Source organism: Asticcacaulis currens (genome assembly GCF_028550395.1).
GTDB lineage: Bacteria > Pseudomonadota > Alphaproteobacteria > Caulobacterales > Caulobacteraceae > Asticcacaulis > Asticcacaulis currens.
On the sequence record NZ_JAQQKW010000012.1, the window covers coordinates 47,199 to 67,971 of the forward strand.

General features: G+C 63.3%; 16 protein-coding genes. 5 read left to right on the forward strand and 11 right to left on the reverse strand.

All coding sequences use genetic code 11. From position 1 onward, the window contains the following. The 8 genes from PQU94_RS16280 to PQU94_RS16315 all read right to left on the reverse strand — a co-directional run bounded on the left by PQU94_RS16280 (position 1) and on the right by PQU94_RS16315 (position 10,851). Complete coding sequence (locus PQU94_RS16280; RefSeq protein ID WP_272742489.1) at positions 1-1,059, reverse strand: LacI family DNA-binding transcriptional regulator; 1,059 nt, start codon at positions 1,057-1,059, stop codon at positions 1-3. A 165-nt stretch (positions 1,060-1,224) separates the two neighbouring features. After that, positions 1,225-1,854 (reverse strand): bifunctional 4-hydroxy-2-oxoglutarate aldolase/2-dehydro-3-deoxy-phosphogluconate aldolase, encoded by a 630-nt coding sequence (eda, locus tag PQU94_RS16285; protein ID WP_126421265.1) that lies wholly within the window; start codon positions 1,852-1,854, stop codon positions 1,225-1,227. A 149-nt stretch (positions 1,855-2,003) separates the two neighbouring features. Continuing rightward, a complete protein-coding gene (locus PQU94_RS16290; RefSeq protein WP_272742490.1) occupies positions 2,004-3,020 on the reverse strand; it encodes a glucokinase in 1,017 nt (338 codons plus the stop codon). Between the two features lie 6 nt (positions 3,021-3,026). Further along, entirely contained in the window at positions 3,027-4,844 is a 1,818-nt protein-coding gene (edd, locus tag PQU94_RS16295; RefSeq protein WP_272742491.1) for a phosphogluconate dehydratase, read from the reverse strand. A gap of 29 nt (positions 4,845-4,873) precedes the next feature. Next, the gene (gene pgl / locus PQU94_RS16300; RefSeq protein ID WP_272742492.1) at positions 4,874-5,605 is read right to left on the reverse strand and encodes a 6-phosphogluconolactonase; all 732 of its coding nucleotides are present in this window, start codon (positions 5,603-5,605) and stop codon (positions 4,874-4,876) included. Beyond that, the gene (gene zwf, locus PQU94_RS16305; RefSeq protein ID WP_272742493.1) at positions 5,598-7,079 is read right to left on the reverse strand and encodes a glucose-6-phosphate dehydrogenase; all 1,482 of its coding nucleotides are present in this window, start codon (positions 7,077-7,079) and stop codon (positions 5,598-5,600) included. The genes pgl and zwf overlap by 8 nt, the downstream gene beginning before the upstream one ends. Positions 7,080-7,436: 357 nt before the next feature. Beyond that, entirely contained in the window at positions 7,437-10,109 is a 2,673-nt protein-coding gene (gene ppc / locus PQU94_RS16310) for a phosphoenolpyruvate carboxylase (protein WP_272742494.1), read from the reverse strand. Between the two features lie 358 nt (positions 10,110-10,467). Further along, the gene (locus PQU94_RS16315) at positions 10,468-10,851 is read right to left on the reverse strand and encodes a group III truncated hemoglobin (protein ID WP_272742495.1); all 384 of its coding nucleotides are present in this window, start codon (positions 10,849-10,851) and stop codon (positions 10,468-10,470) included. A 315-nt stretch (positions 10,852-11,166) separates the two neighbouring features. Here PQU94_RS16315 and PQU94_RS16320 point away from each other — a divergent pair, with 315 nt between their 5' ends. The 5 genes from PQU94_RS16320 (at position 11,167) to PQU94_RS16340 (ending at position 19,031) form a co-directional block, all read left to right on the forward strand. Continuing rightward, on the forward strand, positions 11,167-11,769 hold the full coding sequence (locus PQU94_RS16320; protein WP_272742496.1) for a hypothetical protein: 603 nt from the start codon (positions 11,167-11,169) through the stop codon (positions 11,767-11,769). Positions 11,770-11,890: 121 nt separating this feature from the next. Beyond that, positions 11,891-14,599, forward strand: coding sequence for an aminopeptidase N (gene pepN / locus PQU94_RS16325; RefSeq protein WP_272742497.1), 2,709 nt, complete (start codon positions 11,891-11,893; stop codon positions 14,597-14,599). A gap of 104 nt (positions 14,600-14,703) precedes the next feature. Beyond that, entirely contained in the window at positions 14,704-15,252 is a 549-nt protein-coding gene (locus tag PQU94_RS16330; RefSeq protein ID WP_272742498.1) for a response regulator, read from the forward strand. Between the two features lie 227 nt (positions 15,253-15,479). Then, complete coding sequence (locus PQU94_RS16335; RefSeq protein WP_272742499.1) at positions 15,480-18,071, forward strand: PAS domain-containing sensor histidine kinase; 2,592 nt, start codon at positions 15,480-15,482, stop codon at positions 18,069-18,071. Between the two features lie 33 nt (positions 18,072-18,104). Continuing rightward, entirely contained in the window at positions 18,105-19,031 is a 927-nt protein-coding gene (locus PQU94_RS16340; protein ID WP_272742500.1) for a DMT family transporter, read from the forward strand. On the opposite strand, the gene PQU94_RS16345 is transcribed toward PQU94_RS16340, so the two are convergent. Genes PQU94_RS16345 through PQU94_RS16355 form a run of 3 tightly spaced genes read right to left on the reverse strand, consistent with a single transcriptional unit; the run spans position 19,023 to position 20,632 of the window. After that, positions 19,023-19,571, reverse strand: coding sequence for a periplasmic heavy metal sensor (locus PQU94_RS16345; protein ID WP_272742501.1), 549 nt, complete (start codon positions 19,569-19,571; stop codon positions 19,023-19,025). The genes PQU94_RS16340 and PQU94_RS16345 overlap by 9 nt on opposite strands. After that, positions 19,571-20,002 carry a FecR family protein gene (locus tag PQU94_RS16350; RefSeq protein ID WP_272742502.1) on the reverse strand — a complete coding sequence of 144 codons (432 nt, stop codon included), beginning with the start codon at positions 20,000-20,002 and terminating at the stop codon, positions 19,571-19,573. The genes PQU94_RS16345 and PQU94_RS16350 overlap by 1 nt, the downstream gene beginning before the upstream one ends. Before the next feature lie 15 nt (positions 20,003-20,017). Continuing rightward, positions 20,018-20,632 (reverse strand): RNA polymerase sigma factor, encoded by a 615-nt coding sequence (locus tag PQU94_RS16355; RefSeq protein WP_272742536.1) that lies wholly within the window; start codon positions 20,630-20,632, stop codon positions 20,018-20,020. Between the last annotated feature and the right edge of the window lie 141 nt (positions 20,633-20,773).

Here is a 20,773-nt window from a genome sequence, read left to right on the forward strand (position 1 = left end):
TTACGCCCTGCGCACCGATTGCCGTTCGATCAGGGCAAAGGGCAGCAGGCGATCCGGGGCCTGTGGCGCGGGTTCGCCCTCTTCCCCTTCCTGACGCGTCAGCAAAATATCGGCGGCGGCATAGGCCAGCGCTTCGACCGGCTGACGGATGGTCGTCACGTGCGGCCACACCAGCATGGCGCCCGGCACGTCGTCAAAGCCGGTGATGGAGACGTCCTCCGGGATGCGGATACCGGCCTGCTGAGCGGACGCCATCACCCCGAACGCCATATAGTCGTTGGACGAAAAGACCGCCGTCGGGCGCGTCTTTTCCGCAAACAGCGACCGCCCGGCTTCGACGCCGGATTCGTAGGAGAAGTAGCCCTGCTTGACCCATTCCGGGCGCGGCTCAATCTGGCTTTCACGCAGGGCCCGCACAAAGCCTTCATAACGCTGATGGCTGCCGCCGTGTTCCGGGTGGCCGCGGATAAAGCCGATATCCCTGTGCCCCATGGCGATCAGGTGGCGCGTCATCTCATAGGCGGCCTGAGTCTCATCCATGCGCACGCAGGGCGAGCGACCGGGATTGAGGAAGGGCGAAACGCGCACATAGGGCACGCCCGCCGCCTCGATGGCGTGCAGCACCACCGCCATATCGCACAGGGGCGGCGTCAAAATAACGCCATCCAGGCGGATGGTGGCCAGAAGGCTGGAAATCTTCGATACCAGATCCGGGGCGTGGCTGTCCTGCGGCTCGATCAGCAGGTGATAGCCCTGCTCGCGCGCCCGGGTGATAACGCCGCGCTGCATGTCGGTAATATAGGCGGCGTTCGGGTTGTCGTAGAACAGGCCGATCAGGAAGCTGCGTGACCCGGCCAGTGAACGGGCCAGCAGGTTCGGGCGGTAATGCAGAAGGGTAGCGGCTTCCTGAACCTTCTGGCGCGTTTCGGGGCGCACATTGGGCTCGTTGTTCATCACGCGCGAGACGGTCTTGATCGACACCCCCGCCAGCCGCGCCACATCATTGATGGTCGATGTCCCGCCGGCCCCCGGCACACCCCGGTCCTTCGGCGTTCTCATGCCCGAATCTCTGCGGTGCGGTGTTTATCCTGCGCGGCCAATCCCCTGATTCCCTTCCTGCCTTTTTTGGTCAGACCAAAGAAGAACGGCGCAGGCCCTCTTGTCAAGGACACTGCGCCGTCAATGCACACTATGGATCATATCTGATCCGGGGGTTCGGGGCGTTTAGCCTGCAAATTTCTGCACCGCTTCGGCGGCCAGTTTGGAGATTTCGCCCCACTGACCTTCCTTCATCGCCTTTTCCGGGGCTACCCAGGAACCGCCAACGCACAGGACGTTGTCCAGCGCCAGAAAATCGGCGGCATTGTTGAGGCCAATGCCCCCCGTCGGGCAGAACTTCACCTGCGGCAGCGGGCCCCCGATGCCCTTCAGCATGGGCACGCCGCCCGCCGGGACCGCAGGGAAAAATTTCAGGCGCTCAAAGCCCCATTCCAGCGCCTTCATCACTTCGGAGGCAGTCGAAACGCCCGGCAGCAGCGGCAGGGAGTCCTGCTTGGCCAGAGTCTTGGTCAGGCCCGGCGAGACGCCGAACTTGGCCCCGGCCTCGGCGGCCTTTTCGGCGTCCTTGGGCGTCAGCAGCGTGCCTGCGCCGACAATCGCGTCCGGGCGCTCTTTGGCAATCAGTTTGATGGCGTCCAGCGCGCAATCGGTACGCAGGGTGATTTCCAGTACCTTGATGCCACCGGCCATCAGGGCGTCAGCCAGAGGCAGGGCCATCTCGATATCCGGAATGACCATCACCGGCAGGACGGGCCCCGTGGTCATGATGGTGTGAACGTCGAGCGGCTTGGTCATTGGTATTTCCTTTTTAGTCCCTCCCCTGATTTCAGGGGAGGTGGATTTGACGCCAAAGGCGTCGAAGACGGTGGGGTTAATACCGACGGTTTAACCCCCTCCGGCGCTGCGCGCCACCTCTCCCTGATATCAGGGGAAGTGCTTTGGCTCTAAGCGAGGATTTCGGCGTCCGTCAAGGCGTTCGCCGCCCCGATCAGGGCCGCACATTCGTGGGTGATGATGCGCGACGGAATGGCCTCAACATAGGCCACCAGCGGGGCCTTGGCCTCCATGCGGGCACGGAAGCGCGCTTCGTCGATATATTTGGCCAGCTTGGGCGCGATACCGCCGGCGATAAACAGACCCGCCGTCGCGCCGTGGCACAGGCTGAGGTCGCCCGACACCGAAGCCAGAATATCGAGGAAGGTTTCCACCGTATAGCGCGAGCCCTGCGCATCCGGACCGTCGAGGTGCGTGATCTGCGCGGGCGTCAGGCTGAGCGTCGGTTCGCCGCGCACATTTGTCACGGCCTTATAGAGATTGACCAGACCGGGGCCGGACAGCACCATTTCAATGGTCACCCGCCCGTGCTTTTTCGACAGAAAGCGGTGGATTTCACGCTCGAAATCATTGACCGGCGCCCACGAGGCATGGCCGCTTTCGGTCGAAAGGCAATAGGGTCCGTAGGGTCCGCCGACCAGTACAGACGCGCCGAAGCCGGTGCCCGCGCCCATGACGGCGTGCACATTGCCCTTGCCTTCGCGTACCGGCCCGATGCGGCGCGTGTCTTCGTCCTGAAGATGCGGCAGGGCATAGGCCAGACCGGCATAGTCGTTGATCAGGCGCACCTTTCGCGCCGAGGTGTGGTGCGCCAGCTCGGTTTCCGTCACCAGCCAGTCGAGATTGGTGAACTTTATGGCCCCGTCATTGACCGGCCCGGCCACGGCGATGACCGAAAAATCGAGATCCGGACGCCCGCTCAAACCACCGAAATAGTCGTCGATGACGGCGTACAGGTCCTTATAGCCATCCGTATGGAAGCTCTTGAACTCCGTCAGCTTCGTCTGACCACCGCCCCGTTCGGCAATGGCAAAGCGCGCATTGGTCCCGCCGATATCACCGACAAGCCCTTTGAACACCTGTGACGAGGCTGAAAACGTGGTCTGATTGTCAAAAAGCGCCGTCATTATACCTTACCAGAAAACGGAGCCGCCTGAGACGGCTTCGCCGACCAGACGCCTGAACGGCGCGAACAGCTCACGCCCCAGACCGTCGGCATCCGCCGGTCGGGGTGCGCTTTCCCGCGCCATCAATTGCGCTTCATCACCTATGAAGCTCAGGTTCCCGTTTTCACAGTCCACGCGCACAATGTCCCCTGACCGTAGTTTTGAGATCGGTCCGCCTTCGACGGCTTCTGGGGTCAAATGGATGGCCGAAGCCACCTTACCACTGGCCCCCGACATGCGTCCATCCGAGACGAGGGCCACCTTGCGGCCCTGATCCAGCATGGCCGACAGCGAGGGGGTCAGGCTGTGCAGCTCAGGCATACCGTTGGCTTTTGGCCCCTGGAAGCGCACAACGCAAATAAAATCGCCTTCCGGGAGCCTATTTTCCTTGAAGGCTTTCAAAAAATCGTCCTGATCGTCAAAAACGGCGCAGGGGCCTTCTACGACGCGGTGTTCCGGCTTGACCGCCGAAATCTTGGTCACCGCCACACCCAGATTGCCGCGTAGCTCACGCAATCCGCCTTCGGGCGAGAACGGGTTGGTCACCGGGCGCAGGATGTCGAGGTCGAGCGATTCGGCGGGGGCATCGACCCACACCAGTTGCCCGTCGTGTAAACTCGGCTCCTTGCCATAGGCGGCCAGACCCGGCCCCCAGACGGTGTTGACATCGCCGTGCAGCAGACCGGCCGACAGTAGTTCCTTGATGACGAAGCCGATACCGCCTGCCGCGTGGAAGTGGTTCACATCGGCCGAGCCGTTGGGATAGACGCGCGCCAGCAGCGGCACCACACCCGACAGGTCGTTCATGTCTTCCGGCTTCAGGATAATACCGGCGGCGCGCGCCATGGCCGGCAGGTGCAGGGCGTGATTCGTCGAACCGCCGGTGGCCAGAAGCCCGACGACGCCGTTGACGATGGCACGTTCATCAATCACATCGGCCATATAGGCGGGGGCATCACTCAGCGCCGAAGCCTTCGCCGCGCGCTCGACCGCCGCTCGCGTCAGGGCGTCACGCAGTTCGCCGCGCGGCGGCACGAAGGCCGCGCCCGGCACGTGCAGGCCCATGATTTCCATCAGCATCTGGTTAGAATTGGCCGTGCCGTAGAAGGTGCAGGTGCCTTCGGAATGGTAGGAGGCCATTTCGGCGGCCAGCAGCGCGTCGCGCCCGACCTCGCCCTTGGCATAGGCGGTGCGAATCTTGGCCTTTTCCGGATTGGGCAGGCCCGACGGCATGGGACCCGACGGCACGAAGATCACCGGCAGGTGCCCGAAGGCCAGCGCCCCCATGACCAGACCCGGCACGATCTTGTCGCAGATACCGAGCATCAGGGCGGAGTCAAACGCGTCGTGGCTGAGCGCAATGGCCGTGCCCATGGCGATAACATCGCGCGAAAAGAGGCTCAGCTCCATGCCGGGCTTGCCCTGAGTCACACCGTCGCACATGGCGGGGACGCCACCCGCCACCTGAGACGTAGCGCCCACGTGACGGGCATAGTCGAGGATCTTTTCCGGATAGCGGTAATAGGGGGCGTGCGCCGACAGCATGTCGTTATAGGCGGTGACCACACCGATATTGGGCACCTTATCGAGCGCCAGAGCCAGCTTGTCGGCCTCGGTCATCGGGGCGGCGACGTGGGCGTAGTTGGCGCAGGACAGCTTCTTGCGGCGCGGCTCACGCGACTTGTAACGCTCGACGCGGGCCAGATATTCGGCGCGCATAGCCTTGGAACGCGCGATGATGCGATCGGTGACGGACTTGAGAACGGGATGAAGCTCGGTGGTCATGTTATCTTTTCGCTGTTGAAGGCCGGCCGTTACGGACACCAGACGATGTCAACGGGCACGGGGCATTGGGCGAGGAAGGCACCGATGGGCGCGGTGTCGGGGTTGGGATCGGCGATGGCGGCCATGAGCGCGTCGCGCTTTTTCTGACCGGTGATATATAGCACGATCCGGCGGGAACGGTTGAGGGCCTTCACGGTCAATGTGATGCGCGGCAGTTTTGGCTCTGCGCCGCCGCTGGCCGGAGCGACCGGCAGGACCAGCGCGTCCGTCTCATAGACCGTGTCATTGAGCGCATGGCCGGGGAAGATCGAGGCGTAGTGCTTGTCCGGCCCCATGCCCAGCAGAGTCAGGTCAAAGACGGGCGGTTCGCCGGTATTAAAACCGCGCAGCAGGGTCTCGGCCTGTTGCGCACACCGGCCCGCGTCGCTGAGATCACGGATCAGGGTCTCAAAGCGCATCCCTTTGGCGATCACCGGGGCGGCGGCCTCGGCCATCATCTTCGTATTGGAGGCTGCGTCATCGACCGGCACAAAGCGCTCATCGACCTGCGACAGGGTCACCTTGTCCCACGGCAGGTCCAGCGTATCTAACTGCTGATAGACGGGCTTCGGCGTACCGCCCCCCGCCCCGATCCACAGGGCCTGACCGCGCTCGGCAATGGCGGCCGACAGGGCCTCGGCAATGGCCGCCAGCACGGCGGTTTCAGCCTCGGCCGCGCTGTCGAAGGTGCGCAGGCTGTGAATGCCCAGGGCCTCAGTCATTCCACACCCGATGGTCGCGGTCGAGCAGCATATAGGCGCTCATCGGACCATTGGTCCCGGCGGGGTAGATTTGCGGCTTGGGATAGGCTTCGGCCCACGCCGCCGAAATACCATCGACCCACGCCCAGGCGGCTTCGACCTCATCGCGGCGCACGAAGGCAGCGTTGTTGCCGTTCAGCGCATCGAGGATCAGACGTTCATAGGCGATGCGACGGCGCGGCGGCTTGTCGCCATTACCGTCGAAGGCACTTTGCAGCGACAGCGACAGGTCAAGCGGCTGAAGCTGCATACCGTCAGCGCTAAGACCCGGCGCCTTATTCATCACCGTCAGCTTGATGTCTTCGTCCGGTTGCAGGCGGATGACCAGACGGTTGGGCTGCGCCGCCGACCCGAAGATCGAATGCGGCACCGGGCGGAACTGGATCACCACCTCGGTGGTGCGCGACGGCAGGGTCTTGCCCGTGCGCAGATAGAAGGGCGTCCCGGCCCAGCGCCAGTTGGCGATTTCGGCCTTGATGGCGACATAGGTTTCAGTGTTGGAGGGCGAGCCCTTTTCGGCCTCGTAACCCGCCACCTGCTTGCCCTCGGCAAAGCCCGGACCGTACTGACCGCGCGCCGTTACATCGCGTACCGTATCGGCGGTGATCGGTTTCAGGGAGCGCAGCACCTTGACCTTTTCGTCACGCAGCGCATCGGCATTGAAGTTCGACGGCGGCTCCATGGCCAGCAGGCAGACCAGTTGCAGCAAGTGGTTCTGCACCATGTCGCGCAACGCGCCGTAATCGTCGTAATAGCCCAGACGATCGCCGGTCCCGACGGTTTCGGAAACGGTCACCTGCACGTGGTCGATCGACTGCGCGTTCCACAGGGGCTCAAACACCGTGTTGGCAAAGCGCAGGGCCAGCAGGTTCTGCACCGTCTCCTTGCCCAGATAGTGGTCGATGCGGAAGGTGCGCGCTTCGTCAAAGGCGTGGGCGACCGAATCGTTGATCACTTTCGAGGAGGCCAGATCGCGCCCCAGCGGCTTTTCAATGATAACGCGATTGGGGGCCTTGCTCAGGCCTGCGCTTTCCAGATGCTCACAGATTGGCTTGAACAGCGACGGCGACACGGAGAGGAAATAGACGACGTTGAGCGCCTCGACCTCGCCCAGTTCGGCCTTGAGCTTGGCCCCCCATTGCGGGTCGGAGGCATCAAGCGCGATATGGCTGAGGCGCGGCAGGAACTGATCGAGCGTGGTCGCTTCGAGATCGACCCCGATGCGCTTTTGCACGGCGGCGCGCACGCGCTCAACGAAGGCCGGGCGGTCCACCGCCTCACGCGCCACCGAGATGATGCGCAGGTCCTTGTCCAGAAAGCCGTCCTGATCCAGCATGGCCAGAGACGGCCACAACATGCGCAGCGCCAGATCGCCAGTGCCGCCGACAAGGACGAAGACGGGTTTACGGTTCGCGGAAGAAGTCGATAAGCTCACGATAGGGTTCCTGGGTCTTGGCGAGGTGACGTCGGGCCTTTTTAGCAGGCGGCTTATTACGCAAACGTCACGGCGCGTCAAAAAATTTTTGACAGCGCTGTCATAACGCGCGCCCGCCTGCGGGTCAAGCCGGGAATTACGCTTTAGAGCGGAATGATTTTTACTAGATCATTCCGCTCAAGCCGCCATTGAGGCGGCGGCCAAGGTGGCGAAGCCACCGCCCGGCGAGGGGCAAAAACAAAACCTGATCATTATGTTTCTGCCAGAAACCATAATGATCCAGGAAGCTGTATATAGGGGCCGGGGTCGCGCCTCAAGGTATTAAATTGGTATTATCGCGCGACCGGTCCGCGCGCCCTACCCCGTATTGCGCAGGGCCGAGGCGATGCCATTGACCGTCAGTTGCATGGCCAGCTTGACCAGCTTGTGCTTATTGCCTTCGCGACGTTTTTTCAGCAGCTTGACCTGCATCCGGTTGAGCGTCTGAAGCAGGGCGTGCGAGCGCTCGATCGAGCCGCGCAACTGCTCATGGGTGGACAGAAGCGTGCCCGCCTTGCGGATGCGTTTGGCCAGCGCCGTCATCTCTTCGTGTTCCTGACGGATGGTGGCGAAGATGCGTTGCGCCTCGACCGGATCGGAGGCCATGCCGGCATAGAGCGCGGCCATTTCCATATCCGACTTGGCCAGCGCCATTTCCATATTGGCCAGGAAAACTTCGAAGAAGTCCCATTCGTTACACATGTCGATCAGGGTCTGGTCATCGACGCCCAGCGCCTTGACTGCCGCATTGAAGCCGTAGAAGCCCGGCAGAACCATGCGCGACTGCGACCACGAAAAGACCCACGGAATGGCGCGCAGGTCCTCGATCTTGCCCGACTTGGTGCGTGAGGCCGGGCGCGAACCGATCTTGAGGTCGGAAATCTCCGAAATCGGCGTCACCGAACGGAAGAAGTCGAGGAAGTGCGGGTCGTCATAGACTAGGGCGCGGTAGGCCTCGAACGACGCCTTGCACAGCTTATCCATGAGCGGGCCGTATTTCGCCTCGGCCTCGGACTCCTTGACGTGGTGGGCGTCGCGCTCCTTGACCGGCAAGGAGGCGAGGAAGACCGCCGCCGAGAAGGAATCGAGCGTCTTTCCGGCCGTGGTCTTGTTGCCGAACTTGCGGGCGATCATTTCCCCCTGCTCGGTGACGCGGATCTGACCGCCGACCGTGCCTTCGGGCTGGGCCATGATGGCGTTGAAGGACGGGCCGCCGCCGCGACCAACCGAACCGCCGCGACCGTGGAACAGACGCAGCGCCACGCCCTTCTGATTGCACACCGCCTTGATAGCCGATGAGGCCTTGTGCAGGCTCCAGCGCGAAGCCGTATAACCACCGTCCTTGTTGGAGTCGGAATAGCCGAGCATGACCTCCTGCACCGCCGGACGCCCCATCAGCGAGCGCATGGCCGGCAGGCCCAGCCAGCGCTTCATGATGTCGGGCGCCGCCTCAAGGTCTTCGATGGTTTCAAACAAGGGCGACACACGGATCATGGTGTGCGGCGACGGCCCGCCATAGACCAGACCGGCCTGTTTCAGCAGGACCAGTGGCTCAAGGATGTCCGATACCGACTTGGCCATCGACACCACATAGGCCCCGATGGCGTCGGGCCCGAAGGTGCGGATGACTTCGGCCGCCGCGTCGATAATGCGCAGTTCGCGGCGCGTCTCATCGGAATATTTGGCGAAGGGCCAGCGCAGCAGGCGGTCATTGGTCAGTTCCGCCACCAGCGCCGACACGCGCTCGTTTTCCGACAGCGAGCTATAGTCGAGCAGTTCCGACGACTGCGCGAACAGTTCGGCAATCACGCGCTCATGCACGGCGGAGTTTTGCCGCATGTCGAGCGATAGCAGGTGGAAGCCGCACGAACGCGCGATCTGGATGGTGCTTTTGAGCGTGCGCCCCACCAGCCGCTTGCCGCCATATTCGATCAGCGAATCGCGGATGATCAGCAGGTCGCGCACGAAGTTTTCCGCCGTCTCATAGGCTCCGGCCAGCGGCGAGGCCAGCGGGTGCGGAATTTTCAGAATAGCCTGAGAGGTCGAGGCGAGACGCGTCTTGATAAAGGTGATGGCACGACGATACGGCTCATCGACGCGGTGGACATTGGTGTCGGACGATTTGCGCGCCAGCTCCAGCAGCGCGTCGGTAACCGGCGCCAGTTCCTCGGACAGGGTCAGTTCGATATCGAGCTTGTCGAGCTGCTGAAAATAGAAGTCGAGCACCAGCTTCGCCTGATTGTGGAAGGCGAAATTCATGGTCGTGTCATCGACGTGCGGGTGGCCGTCGCGGTCGCCGCCGATCCAAGAGCCCAGTTTCAGAACGTTGGGCAGTTCGCCCTCCAGCTCGATCTCGCGGTTCCAGTCGCCATAAAGCTCAACCAGCGCCGGCAGGATGGCACGGCGCACGGCCCCCAGCGAGTTCTGAATCTCGTCGGCGACCGTGATCCGTTCGGGGCGATTAAGGCGCGTATTGAACAGCAGCGCCACGGCGCGGAACAGGTCTTCCTCCAGCGCCTTACGCTCGGACGCGCGCGTTGTCCGCTCATAGGCCGACAGGAACTGCGTGATGTCGTATTCACGCTCAACGACCGAGGCGCGGCGCATCTCGGTCGGGTGGGCCGTAAACACCGGCGAGGCCAGAATACTGTTCAGCGTGTCTTCGATTTCGGCCTGCGAATAGCCCTTGGCGCGCGCCTGCTGCACCGCATTGGCAAGCGTAATAGCCTCCTGCGTACCGGGAAAGGTCTCGACGCGCTTGAGATTGGCCACATCCTCGGACAGGACGGTCAGGGTGGACAGGCAGGTCAGGACACGCGCCGCGTGGGCGGCTTCGGATTCGCTCAGGTCATCGACATCGGCGCTGTCGGCGCGCAGGGCCTCGATCTTCGACAACACGCTGCCGCGCCCGAAACTATTGACGGCGTCGGTGAGAAACCCCTCCAGCATGGCGGTGTTCTGCTTGACGTGATCGATCATAGCGTCGGTCATCGCGGGCCTCCTGAATCTGTGTCGGTGCAGCCTGAGGCGTGTGCGGAGACCGGGCGGGCCGATCCGGACGATGGGGGCCGACGGATCAGGGCGGGCGGGGCTGAGGACACACAAAACCTGCCGCGAACGGCAGACCCCAGGCAGGAATTTCTCCACCCTAGCGCAAAATTTGTGCGCCGCAAGAGCGTTCAGGCGCAGATTTTTGCACCGCACAAATATGACGAACAATTACAAATGCTTGCCATATGATCGTGATGCAATAAAATTAAATGTCTGACAAGATTGAAGAAAAGTCGTTTTATTTGAAACATATACCGTATCCGAAGATAACGGTAACACGTCCGGCTAGGGCAAATATCTAGCGCAATATCTCATTCATCGCCTGCGCCGCCTGAAACGACTGACCGATGCGCCAGGCCTTTTCCCGCAGCGCCTCGGCGCGCGGCGCGTCGAATACCTCTGCCGTCGTTTCCGCCCACAGGTCCAGCCAGCGGTCAAAATGCTGACGTTTCAGCGGTAAGGCCAGATGCTTCGGCAGGGGCCGGCCCTTGAAGACCGGCATGTCCGGTCGCGGGCCGTTCATCACCATACTCCAGAAGGCGGTCAGCATGTCGAAATGCGCGGGCCAGTCATCAACGGCGGCTTCAAACACCGGCCCCAGCAGGGCATCGGCACGCGCCCGTTCATAGAATTGTTCGACCAGACGGCGAAGCTCTGCGGGGGAATAGGTCGGATCGCTCATGCTTATCTATTAACAGGCCTTAACCGCACTCCGTCACCAATTGCTAAGCCCTGCGCGCTAGTGTCGTGAATTTGAAGTTCGCTTCAGTCTGATATCGAAAGCCGGGCGAACTTCAAATTCAAAAACGATATGAGATACAATAAGTTGCTAATGTCCTGATGAATCGGAAATTCGCCAGTGAGCGGTATCAAGCGCATGCGAATTTCAGATTCAGGACACCAGGGTCGAGGGTCAGCGCGTTTCCCGTAAAGGTTCGAGCCCCTTCGCGCCATGTGACAAATTCGCCCGCGTACAGTTTGCCTCAGAGGAACCGGTATGGCCAAGGCTGTTTTTCATCGTCATCAACGCGTCTATGTCGAACCCGTTGGCACCTGGGCGACGATCGAACAGGTAAAGCCGGTGTGGGTCGCGGGGTTCGAGGAACCGATCCGGGTCACCTATGACTGCGGGTTGGGCCGGGACTTTCGCGCCGAAGAACTGACCGCGGAAACCGAGATCGAGGCGGCACCCGGCGACGCGCCGGGCCACACGCCGTGGCGGCTGATGCGGGCGCGCAACCGCGTGCAACCGGTCGAAGACTGCGCCCACCATCCTTATCCGGGCACCTATCCAGTCATCGTCACCGATCCTAATGACTGGGGCGGGTGGCGCGTGCCGGGGGCGGAATATGACCGCGATCCGGCCCTGATCGAGATGCAGGCGCGCCTGATCACCGCCGCGCCGCGCTTTTTCCGTCTGGCGCGCGAACTGAGCGACTATGTCAAGAGCGAAGGCACCACCCTGCCGGAGCCGCTGGTGCGTCTGGCCCGCCGTTTCGAGCAACTGCGCCGCGTGATCGAAACCCCGCCGCCCGAAGCGCAAGCCCGCCCGGCAGAGGCGCAGGCCGAGCCGGAGGTCGGGGCCGCTGCGGCAGAATAGGAAACGCATGGGCGGCATACCCAATTTTAGGTACGTCGGCATTGGCTTTTTGCAAGACTATGCAAAGATGGACGGCTAAGCTGCTGTCACCTTTGTTCCTGTTTTGCGAGACGCCGCGCGCATGTACCGTACCGATATCGCCCGTCCCATCCGTCTGACCGATTATCGCGCACCTGATTTCGTTATCCCCGAAACGCGGCTGGCGTTTGATCTTCACCCGACGCAGACACAGGTCAAAGCCACCTATCGCATAGAACGGCGCGGGGCGGCGGATGCACCGCTGGTCCTGCTGGGCGAACGGCTGATCCTCAAGACGCTGCGGCTCGATGGGGTCGAGGTGGCGCCGGAGGCCTATGCGCTCACGCCGGAATGTCTGACCCTCAGCGGGGTGCCCGATCGCTTCACGCTTGAGATAGATGTCGAGATCAATCCTCAGGACAACAAGATGCTGGAAGGGCTATACATGTCCTCCGGCCGTTACTGCACGCAGTGCGAGGCCGAGGGCTTTCGCAAGATCGTCTATTTCCCCGACCGGCCGGACGTGCTGTCAAAATATACAGTGCGGCTGCGGGCACCGAAGGCCGGTTTCCCGCGCCTTCTGTCCAACGGCAATCTGATCGACAGTGGCGAGGAGGGTACGTTTCACTACGCCGTCTGGGAAGACCCCTTCCCCAAGCCGGCCTATCTGTTCGCCTTGGTTGCCGGCGAACTGGACGTTCTCGAAGACCGCTTCGTTACGATGTCGGGCCGCACGGTGGACCTCAAGATATTCGTCGATCCGGGCATGAGTGCGCGCGCCGCCTATGCCATGGACGCGCTGAAGCGCTCGATGCGGTGGGACGAAGAGACCTACGGCCGCGAATACGATCTCCACCTGTTTATGATCGTGGCCGTGCGCGATTTCAATTTCGGGGCGATGGAGAACAAGGGGCTCAATATCTTTAACGCCTCGCTGCTGCTGGCCGATGCGCAAACGGCGACCGATCTCGATTATGAGCGGATCGAAAGCGTCGTGGCCCACGAATATTTCCACAACTGGTCAGGCAACCGTGTCACCTGCCGCGACTGGTTCCAGTTGTGCCTGAAGGAAGGCCTCACCGTTTTCCGCGATCAGAGCTTCTCCGGCGATCAGCGCGGCCACGCCGTGCAGCGCATCAAGGACGTCAAGATGCTGCGCGCACGGCAGTTCCCGGAAGATGCCGGGCCACTGGCCCACCCGGTGCGTCCGGCCGCCTATCTGAAAATCGACAACTTCTATACCGCCACCATCTATGAGAAGGGGGCGGAAATCGTCGGCATGTTGAAGACGGTCGTCGGCGCGGAGACCTACCGCCGCGCGCTCGACCACTATTTCGAAACGCATGACGGAACGGCGGCGACGCTGGAAGACTTCCTGAGCAGCTTCGAAGCGGTGACGGGGCAGGACTTTTCGCCGTGGCTGAAATGGTATGTCCAGGCCGGCACACCCGTGCTCAGCCTTTCCGCGACCTATGATGGCGACACGCAACGCCTTACGCTGACGGTGAGCCAGATGACGCCGCCCACTCCGGCGCAGGCGCATAAGGCGCCGGTGCCGATCCCGGTGCGGCTGGGCCTGTTGTCCGGGGCCGGGGCCCCGCTGTCTTTCCGCTTCGCGGGCGAAACGGTGCCGGAGGCCCTCTTTGTGCTTACAGAGGCCCGGGCGCAATGGGTGCTCGAAGACGTGACCGAAGCGCCGGTTATTTCGGCCCTGCGGGGCTTCTCTGCCCCGGTCAAGCTCACACTGACCGAGCCCGAAGCGCACCGGTTTGCGCGCTTCCGCGGCGACCCCGACCCGTTCAACCGCTGGGAGGCGGCGCAAAGCCTGGCCAAGGCCCTGATCCTTGATCCGCACGGGGCCGCCGCCGACTATGCCGAGGCGCTGCGCGCCACCCTGACGGACCCGACGCTCGATGCGGCGTTCAAGGCGCTGATGACCGGCCTGCCGACCGAGATGGACCTCGCCCAGAGCCTGACGCCGGTCGATCCGGCCTTCATCCATACCCGGCGTAAGGCGTTCAAGGCGGAACTGGCGGCGGCGCTGAAAACCGATGCCGAAGCCCTCTATGCGGCCCTGCCCGCCGAAACGACCTTCAGCCCGGATGCCGCCTCGGCGGGCCGCCGCGCCCTGCGCAACGCCCTGCTTGACCTGATCGTTGCCGCTCCGGACAGTGACGCGGATAGGAGCGAAGCGACTAGCGACCAAGCGGGAGCGCAGGCTGTACGCCGCCCGGAGGGCGAAGCCCCTCTCGAACGAGATGCGGCGAAGCCCCTGAGCGCAAAACAAAAAATCGCCAAAGCGCACTACCACGACGCCCGCAATATGACCGACATGATGGCTGGTCTGTCGGCCCTGTCGCAGATCCACGGCGCCGCGTATCAGGACGCGCTGGAGGACTTCTATGCGCGCTTTAAGTCCGAACCGCTGGTGCTCGACAAATGGTTCGCCGTGCAGGCCGCCTGCCCTCACCCCGAAACCCTTTCGCGGGTGCGTCGCCTGATCACGCATCCGGATTTCGACCGCAAGGTGCCCAATCGCTGGCGCGCCGTGGCGCAGGCCTTCGCCGCCAATAATCCGGCCATTTTCCACGACGCCTCCGGCGAAGGCTATGCCTTTATCGCCGAGGAAATCCTCAGCGTCGATCGCTTTAATCCGATGACCGCAGCCCGCCTGATCGAAGCCTTTGGCGGTTTCAAACGCTATGCCGAGCCCCACAGGGGGCTGATGCAGGCGGTACTGGAACGGATTTTAGGCACCGAAGGCCTGTCGAAAAATGTCGCTGAACTGGCCGGGAAGGCGCTGGCCGGTTAGCGCAAACATTCGCTTAACCTATTGACAAACTTTGACGATTAAAACCGTCCACAGGGGCCGCCCGCAACGGCCTCCGATCCGGTATGTGCGTAAGGGAGGCGAGAGTGGCGGGACTTGAGCGCGTCAGGTTCATGGTGGTGGATGACAACACGCACATGATCCACATTGTGAAAACGATTCTGCGCGGGTTCGGGGCCACCCATGTGTTCGAAGCGCGCGATGCGGGCGATGCCTTTCAGCGCCTGCGCAATGACGCCATCGACATCGTTATCGTGGACTTCATGATGGAAGTGCTCGACGGGGTCGAATTCGTCCATATGGTGCGCAACTCCTCCGACAGCCCCAACCGCTACGTCCCCATCATCATGCTGACGGCGCACTCAGAGCGCTCGCGGGTCATGGCGGCGCGCGATGCCGGGGTCAATGAATTCTGCGCCAAGCCGGTGACGGCACTGGAACTGTACCGCAAGGTGGCCGCCGTCATCGACAAGCCGCGCCCCTTTATCAAGACCGCCAACTATTTCGGACCCGACCGCCGCCGTCGTCAGGACGCCAAGTATCAGGGACCGGAACGCCGCGAAGGGTGGAGCGAGGACCACAAGCCCCCGGCGAAGGAGGCCGCGCCGCCGGCGGAAGAAAAAGCTGCCGGTTAGAGCGGTATGACGTCTGTGGGCCTCATTGCGCGCACGCCGCCACTGAGGCGGCTGCAAAAAGCGGCGTTTTTTGCCCACAGCGCAATCGCAGTCCTGCCGCTTTCCGTCCCGCAAGACTCTCGACAAAGGGTTAACGCCCCGTTTACCTTTTCAGTTGTACCCGAATCAAATCCGGTCTTCGCCCCTTCCACCCCTCACGCAGCCCCTACCCGGATCGCCCGACGCGCATGAAGCTTTTTTCGTCACAGTCCGACAGCGGTGGGGCCCAAACCGGCCTCCGCTTCCGGCTGGGCGCTGGAAATGAGCGGTCGCTGAAGTCGAGCCTGCTGACGCAGGTCAGCCCGCGTATGCCCTTGTGGATGCGCGTGGGCGGCCTCAGCCTCGCCCTGGGGCTGATGCTGTTTGCCGGTGTCTCTTCGGCGCGCCTGCAAAACGATTTTTCGTCCGGACGCGCGGCGCGCGATGCTGCCGCCTACGCGCAGGCCCGCCTGAACGCGCTTCGGGCTGACAAGACCGTGTCGGTGGCGCGCGCGGCCATGGAGGGGGCCCTGTCCACCTATGATGCCCGCCCCGAAGCGGCCGAGGCCGCCGTGCAGCGCGGGCTTGAGGCGTCGGGCGGTGCCGTAGCCTCGCTGGCCCTCATTGATGCCGAAGGCCGCATTATCGCCCGCGCCGGTCAGGACGAGGCCAGCCTGCTGACCGAGGCGGCACGCTCTGAAAACAAGGGCTTTGTCGCCCTGGCCCTCGGGTCGCGCCTGACGCGCACGGCGCGCTCCTATCTGGTGCGGACCCCGGCCCCCGGACGCGTCCGGGCCGTGGCGCGCCTCAACAACCCCCTGCGGGCGGCTGAGAATACGCGCGACAATCAGGTGCTGCTGATCAACGCCGCCGGTGACATCATCGGGGCTTCGGACGACAGCCTGACCGGGAAAAACATCCGCATCGCCCTGACCGTGACGCCGGAACAGATCCGCGACAATGCCAATGATGCGCGCCTGACCGAAGGCACGCTGGAGGAAAAGGGCTTTGTGCGTATTGCGGCGGCGCGCGAAGGTGAAAACGGCCTGACCACCCTCTACCTTGTGCCCTCCGATGGGGCGGCCAGTTTTAACTGGCTGGCGACGGCGACGCTGTTTATCGGGCCACTGATCATCGGCGCGCTGTTCGGTCTGCTGCTGATCGTGCAGAGCCGGCGCAATTCCGAAGCGGCCCGTCAGTATGAGGCCAAGGAGACCCGCTACCGGCTGGCCGTCGAAGCGGCACGCTGCGGCATCTGGGAATGGGATCTCGAAAGCGATCAGGTCTTTATGTCCGAAGTCACGGGCGTCATGTTCGGCTGGGGCGGCAGCGGCGTGGCCAGCACCAGCGAAGTCCTGCTGCGCATCGCGCCCGAACACCGCGACACGGTGCGCAAGGCGCTGGTCAATGCGCAGGGGCACGGTGCGCTCGACGTCTCTTTCCGTGTGCCTGGCGAGAACGGACGCGCCATCTGGGTCGATGCGCGGGGTCAGGCGACCGGACCGCGCGGCCTGACCGGCTTTACCCGCCTGTCCGGCGTGGCGCTGGACGTTTCCGAAGAACGCGCCGCCCAGTCGCGGGCCCAGCGCGCCGAAGCGCGCCTGACCGGGGCGATCAACTCGGTCTCCGACGCCTTTGTGCTGTGGGACCGTCGCGGTAAGCTGGTCATCTGGAACGCCGTCTTCGGCAAGACCTTCAATATCGACCCGCGTTTCCTCAAGGTTGGTACGTCGCGCGAACTGATCGAAAAGGTCATGGCCATCGCCATCCGCCGTCAGGAAGCCATGGCCGACGGGCGTGACGGCGTGATCGAGGCCGAGCTGAATGACGGGCGCTGGATTCAGATTTCCGAGAGCCGCACCCTTGAAGGCGGCACGGTCGTTACCGGGGCCGACATCACCGCCATCAAGATTCAGGAGGAGATGAGCCGGCGCAACGAGGAACAGCTTCAGGCCATGGTGGACAAGCTGGAGCAGAGCCGCCGCATCCAGACCGATCTCGCCAAAAAGTACGAAATGGCCAAGATCCGCGCCGAACAGGCCAATCACGCCAAGTCGGAATTCCTGGCCAATATGAGCCACGAACTGCGCACGCCGCTCAACGCCATCAATGGCTTCTCGGAGATCATGGCGGGAGAGATGTTCGGACCGCTGGGTCATGCGCGGTATAAGGAATATGCCGCCGACATCCACAGCTCAGGCCAGCACCTTCTGGCCCTGATCAACGACATTCTCGACATGTCGAAGATCGAAGCGGGCAAGATGACGCTGAAGTTTGAACCGGTTTCGGTCGAAGAGGTGGTGGACGATACGCTGCGCCTTGTGCGGCAGCGCGCGGAAAAGGCGGGCCTCAAAATGCGCGTACACCTGCCGCAACTGCCCGACATTCAGGCCGATTATCGCGCCCTGAAACAGGTTCTGCTCAACATCCTGACCAATGCCATCAAGTTTACGCCGTCGGGCGGCACCATCACCGTGTCCGCTGTTCCGACCGAAAGTTTCATGCACCTCTATGTCGCCGATACCGGCATCGGCATCGCCGAAAAGGATATGGAGCGCCTTGCCCGTCCGTTCGAACAGATCGAAAACCAGTTCTCGCGCACCAAGGAAGGCACCGGCCTCGGCCTTGCCCTCACCAAGTCGCTGATCGAAATGCACTCGGGACGTCTGGAGGTCGATTCCACCGTCGGTCAGGGTACCACGGTCAGCATCATCCTGCCCCTGACCCAGACCACCTCCGGGGCCAGCGCCGACGACACGCCGGACAGCCCCGATACGGCCGGCCGCATTGCGGCGGCGTGAGATGACTGAACCCCGCACCCGAAGCCTGAGACTGTGAGCGACCGGCGCACCCTGTGGGGCGTGGGCTGCGGCGTGATCGCCGGGGCTCTATGGGGCCTTGTGTTTCTGACCCCCGAACTGGCGGCGGGCTTCACGCCGCTGCAACTGTCCGCCGGACGCTACCTCGCCTATGGCCTGATCGCCGCCGTCCTGATCGCTCCGCGCTGGAACCGCGTGCGCACGCTGATCGACATGAAGGGCTGGCGCGCCCTGATCCGCCTCAGCCTGCTCGGCAATATCCTCTACTATATCTGTCTGGCGCAGGCCGTGCAGTCGGGCGGCGTGGCCATGACCACCCTGATCATCGGCCTCCTGCCCGTCAGCGTCGCCGTGCTGGGCCGTCACGACCACGGCTCGGTGCCCTTGCGGCGGCTGGCCCTGCCGCTGGCACTCGGTGTGGCCGGCATTGCCTGCACCGTCTGGGGCAGTATCGGCGGCACCTCCGGCTCGTTGTTTGGCATTGTCTGCGCCTTCGGCGCGCTGATCGCCTGGACGCTCTACGCCGTGGACAACAGCCGCTGGCTGAGTCGTCTCGACACGATCTCATCGCAGGACTGGAGCCTGCTGACCGGCCTTGTCACCGGGGCACTGGCGCTCGTTCTGGCCATGCCCGCCTTTCTCCTGTCGCCGGGCATACATTCGGGCGTTCAGTGGTGGGGCTTTGCCGGGCTGATGGCTGCGGTGGCGCTCCTGTGTTCGGTGATCGGCAATGCCTTCTGGAACCGCGCCAGCCGCCTGCTGCCCATGACACTGGTGGGGCAGATGATCCTGTTCGAGACGCTGTTTGCCCTGCTCTATGGCTTCCTGTGGGAAGGCCGCTGGCCCTACCTCAGCGAAGTCGTCGCCATGGGGCTTCTGTGCGCCAGCGTGCTGACCTGCGCCGCCGCTCACCGACCACGCACGCCACAAGCGTCAGCGTGAGGCCGAAGCCGCCGCCGCCTTCGCCTTTTCTTCCGCCTTACGCACATCCGACAAGGCCTTGGACCGCGCGCGGAACGGCGTCTTGATCAGCGGTTCCGCGACCTTGGCGCGTTCCTCGGGCGGCAACTGGATCAGCAGCGAGATGATCGCCGTTTCGATCTTGTCCTTGGCCGAGGCCTCGGCGCGGCGCGCCTTGGTGATTTCCGCCTGAATGGCGACCGGGTCGGGCTTCGGTTGCAGCATCAGCTCTGCTGCCGATTTGCGGAAGGCGCGGCTCTGGTCCATATCGCTCTCGCCGGCCAGCGCCGCATCGGTCAGGATCTGACGCGCGACTTCCTGGTTGGCGGGGCTCAACCCTTCGATCATGTGCAGCAGGGCCGGTGCCGACCGATCCGGCTTCGGCCGCAAATGCTTGGACGCAATAACGCCGACGCCGATCAGCGAGCCCAGCAAAAACACATTGAAGGCGATCGACACGGCCAGCCAGCTGCGGGCCGATATCCGCTTTTTCGGCGGGACAGGCAGGGCAGCTTCCGGCATTACCAGTTATCCACCTCGGCTAAGCTGGCGGAGGCCAGCACGGCCTCGGCCCGCGCTTCGGACAGGGTCATCAGGCCGATATTGAGACCGAACACGATCCCGGCGGCACAGGCTGCCGCTAAGCCAATACCTCCGGCCAGCCAGCGCCGGCGCGGGCGCACAATGGCCGGTGCCGGACGCGTCGCCACCCCCGCCGGCATCATGCGCGCCAGAACCTCCCATTGCAGCGCGACGGAGGGCTCAACCTCATCCGCCGAAGACAGCCAGTTATCGAGCGTGCGCGCTTCGGCCAGCACGCGGCGGGCGATTTCGGGGTGTTGCTGCCTGAACAGCAGGGCGGCGGCGCGCTCGTCCGTCGGCCAGCGTTGGGGGTCGGCCCCATAGGCCTCGACGATCGCTTCGAAGCGTTCGGATGTAATCTGACTGTGCATCATAACGCTCCTTTCCTAAATCTTGTTGCCTTGAATGACTTTTAACACCGGCCGGCCGCTGGCTGCTGATCCGCCGATCAGGTCGCCGCGCGCCTCGCTCAGCTTCGCCTTGAGCTGCCGCCGACCGCGCGACAGCAGGCTTTCCAGCGCCTCGACCGACACCTCCATCAGGGCCGCCGCTTCGATATTGGACAGTTCCTGATAGTAGCAGAGGACGATGGCCACCCGCTGCCGTTCGGGCAGGGTCGCCAGGGCGGCTTCGACCGTCTGGCTCATCTGCTGCTGATCCAGCCGCCGCGTCGGGTTGGCCGAAGGGTCGGCCAGCTCGATCTCGGTATGATCGACCGTATCTCGCCGCCGCCGTAACCGGTCATAGCACAGATTGACCGCCACCTTGTGCAGCCAGGTATCGACGCGCGCCCGACCCGGCACCCACAGCGGCGCCTGCTTCCACAGGCGCAGCAGGGCCTCCTGCGCCACGTCCTCGGCCTCGGCGGCGTCATTGAGCAGACGCCGCGCCAGAGACAGGATGCGCGGCAGTTTGCGCGCCACGAGGGATTGTGTGGCGGCAGCGTCTCCGCGCGCCACGGCCTCAATCTGCGCCTCATCCGGGTCTAGGCCTGTGGTCATGGCCTGTCCTGTCCCCTGTTCTTTCGGGCGACGATAGTCCGCCTCAGGCGTCACATTACTCATAAGCGGGGCCTTTACGCAACAAGGGTTTGGGCAACCGTTTGCGGCCATCTGACCGATCCGTTTGTCACAGGCTTTTAC

Excerpts from the sequence above, each read along its gene's own strand:
- PQU94_RS16335 (WP_272742499.1), top strand. The coding sequence starts at position 15,480 with ATGAAGCTTTTTTCGTCACAGTCCGACAGCGGTGGGGCCCAAACCGGC.
- pgl (WP_272742492.1), bottom strand. The coding sequence starts at position 5,605 with ATGACTGAGGCCCTGGGCATTCACAGCCTGCGCACCTTCGACAGCGCG.
- PQU94_RS16345 (WP_272742501.1), bottom strand. The coding sequence starts at position 19,571 with ATGCCGGAAGCTGCCCTGCCTGTCCCGCCGAAAAAGCGGATATCGGCC.
- pepN (WP_272742497.1), top strand. The coding sequence starts at position 11,891 with ATGTACCGTACCGATATCGCCCGTCCCATCCGTCTGACCGATTATCGC.
- PQU94_RS16350 (WP_272742502.1), bottom strand. The coding sequence starts at position 20,002 with ATGCACAGTCAGATTACATCCGAACGCTTCGAAGCGATCGTCGAGGCC.
- eda (WP_126421265.1), bottom strand. The coding sequence starts at position 1,854 with ATGACCAAGCCGCTCGACGTTCACACCATCATGACCACGGGGCCCGTC.
- PQU94_RS16280 (WP_272742489.1), bottom strand. The coding sequence starts at position 1,059 with ATGAGAACGCCGAAGGACCGGGGTGTGCCGGGGGCCGGCGGGACATCG.
- ppc (WP_272742494.1), bottom strand. The coding sequence starts at position 10,109 with ATGACCGACGCTATGATCGATCACGTCAAGCAGAACACCGCCATGCTG.
- PQU94_RS16290 (WP_272742490.1), bottom strand. The coding sequence starts at position 3,020 with ATGACGGCGCTTTTTGACAATCAGACCACGTTTTCAGCCTCGTCACAG.
- PQU94_RS16320 (WP_272742496.1), top strand. The coding sequence starts at position 11,167 with ATGGCCAAGGCTGTTTTTCATCGTCATCAACGCGTCTATGTCGAACCC.
- PQU94_RS16315 (WP_272742495.1), bottom strand. The coding sequence starts at position 10,851 with ATGAGCGATCCGACCTATTCCCCCGCAGAGCTTCGCCGTCTGGTCGAA.
- edd (WP_272742491.1), bottom strand. The coding sequence starts at position 4,844 with ATGACCACCGAGCTTCATCCCGTTCTCAAGTCCGTCACCGATCGCATC.
- PQU94_RS16355 (WP_272742536.1), bottom strand. The coding sequence starts at position 20,632 with ATGACCACAGGCCTAGACCCGGATGAGGCGCAGATTGAGGCCGTGGCG.